Origin of the sequence: Burkholderia metallica, assembly GCF_902832845.1 — a bacterium.
In the GTDB taxonomy this organism is placed as follows: domain Bacteria; phylum Pseudomonadota; class Gammaproteobacteria; order Burkholderiales; family Burkholderiaceae; genus Burkholderia; species Burkholderia metallica.
The window spans coordinates 1,666,028-1,676,306 of sequence record NZ_CADFDB010000001.1 but is presented as its reverse complement, the minus strand read 5'-3'; the positions used below and the strand labels follow the sequence as shown (position 1 = coordinate 1,676,306).

General features: G+C 60.6%; 6 protein-coding genes and 1 pseudogene. All 7 read left to right on the top strand.

Features of this window, described 5'->3' with window-relative positions; genetic code table 11:
* Window positions 1-229: pseudogene (locus HWX08_RS07355) on the top strand (DUF3304 domain-containing protein); the annotation flags it as partial.
* Between the two features lie 47 nt (window positions 230-276).
* Window positions 277-1,062: a DUF3304 domain-containing protein gene (locus tag HWX08_RS07350; protein ID WP_174921231.1), complete on the top strand. Its 786-nt coding sequence runs from the start codon at window positions 277-279 to the stop codon at window positions 1,060-1,062.
* Window positions 1,052-3,301 carry a DUF2235 domain-containing protein gene (locus HWX08_RS07345; RefSeq protein ID WP_244122683.1) on the top strand — a complete coding sequence of 750 codons (2,250 nt, stop codon included), beginning with the start codon at window positions 1,052-1,054 and terminating at the stop codon, window positions 3,299-3,301. Before HWX08_RS07350 ends, HWX08_RS07345 begins: the two co-directional genes overlap by 11 nt.
* Window positions 3,302-3,365: 64 nt before the next feature.
* Window positions 3,366-3,623, top strand: a complete 258-nt coding sequence (locus HWX08_RS07340) for a PAAR domain-containing protein (RefSeq protein WP_076605995.1) — start codon at window positions 3,366-3,368, stop codon at window positions 3,621-3,623.
* Between the two features lie 3 nt (window positions 3,624-3,626).
* A complete protein-coding gene (locus HWX08_RS07335; protein WP_174921230.1) occupies window positions 3,627-4,928 on the top strand; it encodes a hypothetical protein in 1,302 nt (433 codons plus the stop codon).
* Window positions 4,906-8,697, top strand: coding sequence for an ImcF-related family protein (locus tag HWX08_RS07330; protein ID WP_174921229.1), 3,792 nt, complete (start codon window positions 4,906-4,908; stop codon window positions 8,695-8,697). Before HWX08_RS07335 ends, HWX08_RS07330 begins: the two co-directional genes overlap by 23 nt.
* On the top strand, window positions 8,694-10,277 hold the full coding sequence (gene tssA / locus HWX08_RS07325) for a type VI secretion system protein TssA (RefSeq protein WP_174921228.1): 1,584 nt from the start codon (window positions 8,694-8,696) through the stop codon (window positions 10,275-10,277). Before HWX08_RS07330 ends, tssA begins: the two co-directional genes overlap by 4 nt.
* Window positions 10,278-10,279: the final 2 nt, after the last annotated feature.

Sequence of the window (10,279 nt, the reverse complement as noted above, 5' to 3'; positions counted from 1 at the left end):
CACGGCACGTAACGCGTCACAGGGTTGGCTGAAGTATCGGCTGACCGACACGGCGGATCTGGAGCAGTACGTGTACTACAGGCAGCTTGTGAATCCAAAATTTGATGAACATCCGATCGTGCGGCGAATCTTGGCGGAGACGAAAGGCCGGCCAGGCGCCTTTGGCGCGGCGATGCAGAGCCTGCCGGATGCCGTTGTGCAAGAGATCAAGCGGAGTCGCTTTAACTAGGCGTCGTTTCGCGGCGGTTGTATTCGTGACTCGGAGGTATTACAGCAATGATTAAGCGACTTTTCGTCTTGCTCGTCGTCGTATCGACGTTAGCCGGTTGCGACGCGTTTTCATCCGAACCGACCTACCGCGGAGTCAGCGTCATGGGACTCAATTACACACCGTTCAATCTGAGCGAGTTCACGATTCGTGACAGATATGGCAATAGAGCAAGCGGTGGGGGAGATTTGCCGCCGGGCGCTGGTGCGGGACGGTTGAGTTGCTGCTACAAGCTGAAAGGAACAGACTTCACGGTTGAGTGGGAGGTATACGACCAGGACGAATTCATGAAAGATCCGTATGCGCCCATCAAGAAGATCCAAAAGAGGTCGGAGGTCAAATTTCCGCATACAAAGGTCAATGGTGGGGCGGGAGAGGACATACTCGCGGTGCACTTTTACCCGGACGATCACATCGAATTTGAGATTCGGAACGACATGAGCGGAGCAAGGATATCGTATGCGAAAGTCAATCACTGGCTTCAAACAAAATACGGAAAAGCAGCCGGCGTTGATGACGTAGATATGGCCCTCGCGTTCAGACGGACAGCACGTGTTGCGGCACAAGGGTGGACTAAATATCGCCTAACCGATACTGCTGATCTAGAGCAGTATGTTTACTACGCAGAGCTCGTCAATCCTAAGTTCGATCAGCATCCAGTCGTTCAGAAAATATTGCTGGAGACGAAGGGTAAGCCTGGTGCGTTCGGTGCTGCAATGCAGCGTCTGCAGGAGACTGTTGTTCACGAAATTAAAAGCAATCGATTTGAACGAGGTGTAACAGGTGGGCAATAAGATCAACAAAGCCGCTGTCGGACCGGACGATCGAACTCCGGCGAATGTGCGTGCTGCAATCGGAGAAAATCAGAAAGCGTATCCGCATGACCGATGTATTCCATGTGGAGCGGTGATACATATCGGATTTTTCTTTGATGGGTTTGGTCGCCATCGGGATCACGATGCAAAGCATACTTCCCGTTACTCGAACATCTGTCGGCTCTGGGAGGCCCATCGTGATAATGACGACCCGCGTCGGGAGCAGGGGTCTAACCAATTTTGGTATCCGCTCTACTATTCTGGTCTCGGGACAGAGTTGAACAAGGAGGCGAGAGAGGGGCAAGTCGTCTCTGCGATATTTAAGCTCGGAAAGCAAGGAGCCGAAGCGGCAGCTTCGATCGGAGTTAACGTCGGCGAGAGCGTAACCGGCTTGAAACGGCTTCCCACCAATCCAAAAGATACTATTACAGAAGGATTCAAGAAGGGCCTCAAGGAATTCTCGTTTCGTCCAGTCGTGCAGTCTTTCAAAGATCTGGTCGATTCAGTCGAATCCGCGCCGCGCAATATCGGCCGCGTGCTGCAACTGCAGCGTGACAACCGCTGGGTTCGACGCGGTCGCGCCGCTACGCGCGCGATTCTTTACGACGCGAAGAAGAATTTACCGTCAATCGCCCAAAGTGCCGCTAAATCGGTATTCTTTGGCGTGGCGATCGATTCGATTCCATGGTTTCGTGACAACCGAGCCGTTGCGCGCGTATTTGGAACAGGTGTCGAGGATCGGATGGCGGCCGCGATGACGCAGTTTGAAAAATCAATCGACGACGTCAAGCAGAAAATGCCGAAAGTCCAGCGGATTCAGATATCCATTTTCGGTGCAGATCGGGGTTGTGTTATTGCTCGGGCGCTGGCGAACGAGTTGGCTCAAAAGTACAAGCGCCCGAGCGATACGAAGTTGGCTTATACAGATCCGAAAGATCCCAACCAAACGGCTATTCCGATCGAAATCAAGTTCCTGGGGCTGCTGGACGCCGTGTCGTCGGTGATGGAAGAAAACAAACTGCTCGGGATCGTGCCGATCCTTGGCCTGCTCAAACAGAACTACGGGGATCGCGACCTCGCGGTCCCGGCATCGGTGCAGCGATGCGTGCATTTTGCTGCGGCACATGAACTGCGCTTCTATCAGCGGCTCGATAGTCTCGAGAACACGCGCGGACTTCAGTACCTCTATCCTGGGACTAGCGAAGACATCACCGGTGGCGCACCGCCTGGAACGCTTGGAGCACGTGCGGAACTGCAGCGAGTCGTTTTGCGTGACATGCTTAACGAAGCGGTTTCGCATGGTGTCGTGCTCGATACGATGGAAGATCTATTCAAGTTCAAGGGTGAAACGTTCACGAAATTTACCCTGGCAAAACCCATCTCCGACGGAAAATCCACCTACAAAATCGGAGAACTGATCGACGCCTATCGACAGATAGTCCCTTACGTCGCACGTCTGAATTTTCTTGAACACATGCAGGTTTTCCTGCGCTGGATGGCAGTTCGCTACCAGTCGCCGGCATTTCGCGCAACTGTGACGAGCGGCTTCGATGACCTCGCCGCCCGGCATCGGGTACTTCTGAAGGAACGCAACGATGCAGAGGCAGCGTATCTCGCGCTGCGCAATCAGCGGCCGGCTGCGGATCGAGAGACGCTTGGCAGGGCCTATGCGCGCTGGCACAACGCGGTGTTGCCGGAAATGAACGCCGGTCGCGATGCAGGTATCGAGCAAAAGCGCCCCTCCGTAGGCGTCTGGGACCGCATCCAAAGCGAATCGGAAGAACTGATGCAACGCGAATCCCGGCAAGCGGGACTGCAAAAATCGGCAGATCTTGTGCGCGAAATGGCTCAGGACGGTTCATTGCCGTGGGACGCGGACCCGGAGTTCAGCGCTTCGATGATCGAGGCGTGGATGATGACGCCGGAACAGGAAGCGCTGATCCAGGCGTGGAAGATGGGCCTGAGCGGCAAGAACCCGCTGCCGCCCAAAGTCATGGCGCTATTCGACTTGCTGGTTCACGACACGATGCTGACGAGCTGGCACGACCATGTGCTGTCGTCGAATCTGTATTTCCAGACACGTGCTATCGACACCTTCGGCGCCAGCGATTACGTCGACGAGGACAAGACGCGCAAGCGCGAAGAACAGCACGGTGAGCGCGTCAGGCAGGTCAGCGAGGCGATGAAGCCAGCTGCCCGGTTGCCGGGGCGCTTATAACCCAATATCAATTTCGTTCACTGTCGAATTGCAGTGGCGATTCCAGTTTATTTCGGGGGTACATATGGCGGGCATCGTGCGCGTCGGAGACAGCCATACCGGCGGTGGCCATGTAACGGCCGGCTCGAATACGCGTTTCTTCATGGGTCGTCCGCTTGCTCGACTTCACGATCCCGTTACTTGCCCGCAACACGGCGACAACCGTATCGCGACGGCAACGTCGGGTGCGTTCGATGACGGTCTGGAAGTCGCTCAACACGATGATTTGTGCGAGTGCGGGTGCCGTTTGATTTCGTCTCTTCCGAATAGCGGGCGCCGTTAATCGATGGCACTGGATTTCTCGTCCCTTCCGCCTGAGAAGCCGGTCCCTGATGAATCGCCGTCGCGAATTCTCTGGGCTGCCGTGTTCATTGTGCTGACAGTGGCTGGCGTATTGGTGGTGTTGATGCTCTGGCCGGAGGGCGAACCGACTTATACGCCGTGGTTCTGGATATGCGTCACCGTCTATCCGACGGTTTTTTCCGCCTTCGTGGTGTCTCGGCGCTATCGGGCGCACGGACTCGAATGCGCGAAAGTTCAAGCCTGGAACGATGCGACCAGAAAGTACAAAACGCAGGCTTTTGCGCGCGAGAGCGTGCCAATGCTGGTTCTTGCAGCGGCTGCCCGTGTAACGGCTGACGATACGGAAAATGGCATCGAACAGATCGTCGATGGAACGCTGAAGCTAAGCGCCAAGGCTTCGGAGCAGAACGAAAACGAATCGGTTTCAGCAAGATGGTTCGAGCCGATCGAAGCTTGCCTGGCCGCTGACGATCCGGAGCGTCATGTAGAGGTCCTCGGATGGCTGTACGAGCGACTGCTGAACGACCTGAAGAAAACCCTTGATGCGCTCCCTGCTTATCTGCCGCTACGCGTCTTGCTCGATATTTCCGGCTATGTCGGAGGCCACGACGTGGTCGAGCTGTGGCGGGCGGAATGGAGGCGCCACGAGTTGCGCTTCGCGAGAACGGACCGTGCGGCAGAACCGCTCGACCTGATGGCGCTCGATGCCTGGCTTGACGATCGGAATGGGTCGTTGCATCAGCATGCGGTCTTGCTCGTATCCGTGGGGCTCAACAAAGCGATTGCTGAGCAACCCGCGCCCGGATCGGCTGAGGCCGCGGTCGGATTGTTGCTGATTTCCGATGTCCTTGCGTCGCGTTTCGAATTGCGGCCGATCGCTGCATTCCATCGTCCGCGGCGAGCCGGCCATGACGATCCCGGCCACGCGCTGACCTATGGGCTTCAGTGGGGCGATGCGGCGCCGAACGATGTCGGAGCGCTGTGGATGACTGGGCTTGATAGTGCAGCGGCAGGCTTCCTGCGCACGGCACTGAGAGCGGACAGTCCGGAAGGAAAGAAAGACGGAGTGGTTCCGGAGTTTGACCTCGATCGAATCGTCGGCAACGCGGGAGTCTCGGCAGGATGGCTTGCGGCAGCTTGCGCAACGTATATGGCTTGTCAATCGCCAAAGCCGCAGGTGATCGCACAGCGCGACGAATGCCATGTGCTGATCGCTGTCGTGAAGAACCTGAATAACGCATCAACAACACACGCACTTCCGAATGAACCGGATTTTCAAACTTGACTTGTTCGGGGCTCTTGCCGTTGTCGTTCTTCCAGGGCTGATCGTATGGAGGCGACCGCACTGGATGGGGGTGGCCGAAGCGGATCGAGGAGTGGCGCTCGTCATTTTGTGCGCCATCTTCGTGGCAATCCTGTTGATTTTCAGCTTCAGTGACTCGTCTCGGCCGGCAAACGGCTGGCGTGCCGTGAAGAAGTGGGTCAATGATCGCGCTCGTCACACGCCTGCTCCGTCGGGAAGCGGTCCGACGGTCAATGTTGCGACTCGTGCCGACTTGCTTACGCAGGTCCTGAGGGAGCGGCACGGCTGGCGATGGCGTTATTGCGATCGCTGGGTGCTGGTCGTCGGCGACTATCCGCTCGTCCGGCGGCTCGCGCCGGGCTTGGCCGATTCCGGCTACGCGATGCGTGGCAATACGGTCATGCTGTATGCGAGGAAAATTGACGACAAACTCGATACGGAATGGCTCGATCGGATTCGTCGCCTGCGCCGCCGCCGTCCGATCGATGCGATTGTGGCCATCACCCGTCAACGAAGTGCTGGCGATGCAGCGTTCGACGTGGATGGACTCGCCTCACAGCTTGCTCGCTTTGCACGCACGTTGCGTTGGGCCGCGCCGGCCTATCTGCTGGATGTTACGGACTTTGGGAGCAAACGTGCCAGTCCGGACGAAGCGATGGGCTTCACGTGGACGAACACGCACGTGAGCGAGGCGACGATTGACGAATCGCTGCGAAATCTCGTCGACCACCTCTCGGACACGGGTGTCGCGCGCTTGGCTGCGAATGCCGATGATCGTTACCCTGCCGAACTGGCGCAGCATGTTTCAAGGTTGCACGGAGCGCTATCCGACCTGCTGCATCGAACGGCTGAATCCGCTATTTCGAGACATACGCTTCACGGGTTGATGTTTGCGCCCCTATTCAAAGATCGCGCATTGATGTCTCCGGAATTCGATTTGGTGGATGGCGATTCGAAGGGGAGCGATCCGTCGCACAGTCACCAACACCGAACCCTCTGGCAAACCATCGCCGACCACAGCCGCAACGTCCACGGCCGCCGCGTCGGCTTTTCGCCGTCGACCGCCGCAGCGTGGATGGCGATCGCCGTGATCGGCCTCTGGATTGCCGGCACGATGCTGTCCGGCTTCGTCAACCGCGCAACGATAGGAAATGCGGCAGATACGGTCGTGAATCTTAAGGAAGCTCGGGACCCGACACGGTCCCTACAGACACTTACCCATCTTGAACGACAGATCGACACGCTTGAAACTCACCAGCGCACCCGCGCACCGCTGAGTGCCCGCTTCGGCCTGAATCGCGACCACGCATTGCTCGATGCCCTCTGGCCGCACTATGCCGATGCGGCAAACCGCATTCTCGTCGCCCCCATCCGCGAGAAACTCGAGTCCCGACTGCATCAACTGGCATCGCTCTCCGATGCAGAAATCGCCAACAGCGGCGATACCCAGGTGCAGGCCGCATACGACACGCTCAAAACCTATCTGATGCTCGCGAAACCGGAGCGCGCGGTGGCTGCATTCCTGGCACCGCAGCTCGTCGCGACGTCCATGCCCGCGCGCCCCGTCAATTCATCGTTGTCCCCGGGCAGATGGGAGGACTTGCGGCAGCAAGCCATTACATTCTTCACGAACCATCTGGGGCCCGGCGCGAAGTCGGCGTCGGCTGCGTTGGCAATCGCACCGGACAGTACGTTGATCGCAGCGACGCGCCAGACGGTGATCGGCGTTCGGGGCATTCAGAATTCCCGGGACGCGGTCTACCAGCAGATCCTCGACGAAGCGACACCGAAGTACCCGCCGGTATCGCTCGCCACGCTGCTGGGTGACGCAGCATCCCAGGCCGGTACAAGCGGCGCGACAAGCCGCGGCTTGTTCAACACGACCATGACCATACCGGGCGTATTCACGCGCGCAGCATGGGACGAACGGATCGCCAAGGCCATCGACGAAGCCGGCGAGCAACACGACGTGTCGAGCGACTGGGTGCTTTCCGATACCAAGGCCGCTGGCCAGTCCTCGTCGACATTAAAGGACGAACTGCGCCAACGCTATTTCGACGACTATGCGCGCGCCTGGGCACAATTCCTCAACAGCGTGCGCTGGCAACCGGCGCCGACGCTTTCCGCCACGGCCGATCAATTAACCTTGCTGGGTGATCCGCAACGCTCGCCGCTCGTCGCGCTGATGAACGCGATCGTCTATCAGGCGGGAACGGGAGCCAATACTCAGTCGCTGTCCGACACGCTGATCAGCAAGGCGCAGCAACTCGTCGGCGGCGACGAAAAGGATCCGTCGAAGCAGGTCAAGCCGCCGCTCGCGCCGCTGGCCGCGGCGTTCGGGCCGATCCTGCGCCTGACCGGCAGCGATCTCCTCTCCGGTGAGCCGGCCAACGGCAAAACCGCCGCCGCGCAAATGGCTGCAACCGGCGACCTGAGCCTCGCCCGCTATCTGGAGCGCATCACGGCCATGCGCCTGAAGACGTCGCAGATCGTCGCCAGCGCCAATCCGGACGCGGTTGCCCGACTGGCTGCCCAGTCGGTACTGCAAGGCAAGACCTCCGACATCGCCGACAGCCGCGACTATGCGAGCCGTGTCGCCGCGAGCCTCGGTGAGCAGTGGTCCGGCTTCGGCGCACTGTTCCGCGCGCCGTTCGATCAGGCGTGGCAGGTCATCGTGCAGCCGGCCGCGTCGAGCCTGAACGAGATCTGGCGCACGGCGATCGTGGCCGACTGGAACAAGTCGTTCGGCGGCCGCTATCCGTTCGCGGATTCGGACAACGATGCGTCGCTACCGGAGATGGCGCGCTTCATGCGGCCGGATAACGGCGTGATCACGCAATTCGTGACGACGCAGCTCGCCGGTGTCATCGAACGGCAGGGCGACCGCTGGGTGCCCGCACAGGGCACCGATTCCGGTGCGCTGACGATCGATCCGGGTTTCCTGAGCGGATTGAACAAACTCACGCGCATTTCGACTGTGCTGTTCCCGTCCGGCGATGCACGCGTGCGCTATGAGTTGCAGGCGGTGCCGACGCCGGGCGTCACCGACATGCGCTTCGTGTTGTCCGGGCGCGAATTGCACTACTTCAACCAGAAACAGGAATGGACGCCGTTCGAATGGCCCGGCCAGTCGCTCGAAAACCTGTCGCATATCGAATGGCAGACGGAGCAGGGCGGCTTGCGGACGGCGCTCGATTCGCAGGGGCGATTCGGACTGATTCGCCTGTTCGAGCGCGCGAAGGTCACGCAACAGGACAACGCACGCTACCTGCTGACCTGGACCCCGGACACCAGCCAGGGCATCCCGCTGAAGGTGCAACTGCGCAGCGACGCGGGCGCGGGCCCGCTCGACGTTCTCCAGTTGCGCAACTTCGTGCTGCCTGCACGAATTTTCATGACCGGGGCGGCGAGCGCCGGGCCGAAGGTGTCGACGGCCAGTCCGCCGCCGTTGCCGGCCGCGGCGATTGCCGCGGCCAGGCACGCCGCCGTGCCGTTGCCGCCGGGGCTGCCGGCTGCGATGACGTGGCCGGATGAAGCGACGCCGGCGGATGCCAGGCAGGCACCCCGTCAGACGAGCGCGATCACGGAGGCGCGACCGAGCACGCCCGGCGAGAAGCCGCCAAAGCGCGATCTGCGGATGGCGGTGTCTTCGCTGGCGACGACTTCGGCATCTTCCGATGCCCCCACCAAACCGTTCGGACACGCCCTCCGTTTGCTGGGCGACGCATTTGCGTTCCGGGACCTGCGATGACGCTCGCCAATTTCGTAAAGACACTCGTCGGCGGTGCTCGCGTCGACTCGCTGCAGGCATCCCGGCAGGCCACCTGGGCGGCATGGCTGGCCCCGATACCGGGCGAACACGCGTGCGGCCGCGATCCAGGCTACGAGGATGCGTTCTTCGAATTGAAGGACGAAGCGAACAAGCTGTCTGGAATCGACGACGGCTTGATCGTCCGTACCTGCGAACAGCTGCTCAAGGAAACCGGGAAGGATCTGCGTGTGGTCGGCTACTACACGTTTGCGAGGTTGCGGCAGGGCGGACCGGCCGGCTTTGCCGATGGACTCGAACTGGCGGCTTCGCTGGTCGACCGGTTCGGCGAGGCCGTGCTGCCCGCGCGGGCCGAGGCGAAGCGGGCGGCGCTGGAAATGCTGGCGACTTCGCGCATGATCGACACGCTGGATAGCCGCGGCGACTTTGCGACAGCCGATCTCGAACGTGCGCTTGCTGCGCTCGACGTGCTCGTCGAACAGACAGGAAACTGGCCCGAAGCCGCACGCCCGAATCTGCAGCCGCTGGTTGCCCGTTTCGAGCGCAAGGAGGAACTGGCTCGCGGTGCGAATCCGGGCGCGATCCCGCCGCAAAGGACTGCGCCGGTTCCCGTGTCGAACGGGGCGATCGCGTCGACGCGCGACCTGCTCGATCAGGCACGTTCGATGGCGGCGTGGTTGCGGGAGCGGGAAAACGGCTACTTGCCGTCGGTACGCGTCGTGCGCAGCGTTCGCTGGGACACGTTGCACGACGTGCCGCCGTCGGATACCGCATCGCACACGCGTCTGGCACCGCCACGTGCCGAATTGCGCCAGCAGATGAAGCGTCTCGTGCTGCAGAAGCACTGGCACGAACTGCTCGAGCGCGTGGAAGGCGCGTTCATGGAAGGCGTGAATCACCTGTGGTTCGATCTGCAGTACTTCCAGCATGTCGCGCTCGATCACGTCGGCATGCCGTACAGCGCGTGGCGCGAACTGCTGCGCGCCGACTTCGCGCTGTTTCTCGAACGACTGCCGGGCATCGAGCGCCTGACATTCAGCGACGGCACGCCGTTCGCCGACGACACGACACTCGAATGGATTGCGCGCTACGCGGTCGTGCGCGATTTGGAGGCGGGCGAGACGGTCGCGCCGTTGCCCGTTTCCGCCGATAGCGAAAGCGACGCCGCCGGCGACTGGCCGGAGATCGAAACCCAGGCCCGTGAACTGGCCGCGCGCGAAGGCATCGAGACGGCCTTCGCATGGCTCGAAACGCTGCCGGGGATGAAGACCGATCGCCATCGCTACTTGCAGCGGTTCGTGATGGCGCGTCTGGCCGATCATGCCGGCCGGCCCGATACATCGTTCGCGCTGCTGGCCGAACTCGACGCGTCCACCCGGTCGCTGCCGCTGATGCGCTGGGAGCCGGCGCTGACGTTCGATGTCAAGCAGCAACTGATGAAAGCACTGAAGGCGATGAGCAACCGCAAGGATGCCGACAAGCCGGCACTCGTGCGACGCATCGCAGAACTGCAGGCCGAGCTAACCGTGCTCGATCCCGCCCGCGCATTGACTTTGTCGTAACG

Excerpts from the sequence above, each read along its gene's own strand:
- HWX08_RS07350 (WP_174921231.1), top strand. The coding sequence starts at position 277 with ATGATTAAGCGACTTTTCGTCTTGCTCGTCGTCGTATCGACGTTAGCC.
- HWX08_RS07340 (WP_076605995.1), top strand. The coding sequence starts at position 3,366 with ATGGCGGGCATCGTGCGCGTCGGAGACAGCCATACCGGCGGTGGCCAT.
- HWX08_RS07335 (WP_174921230.1), top strand. The coding sequence starts at position 3,627 with ATGGCACTGGATTTCTCGTCCCTTCCGCCTGAGAAGCCGGTCCCTGAT.
- HWX08_RS07330 (WP_174921229.1), top strand. The coding sequence starts at position 4,906 with ATGAACCGGATTTTCAAACTTGACTTGTTCGGGGCTCTTGCCGTTGTC.
- tssA (WP_174921228.1), top strand. The coding sequence starts at position 8,694 with ATGACGCTCGCCAATTTCGTAAAGACACTCGTCGGCGGTGCTCGCGTC.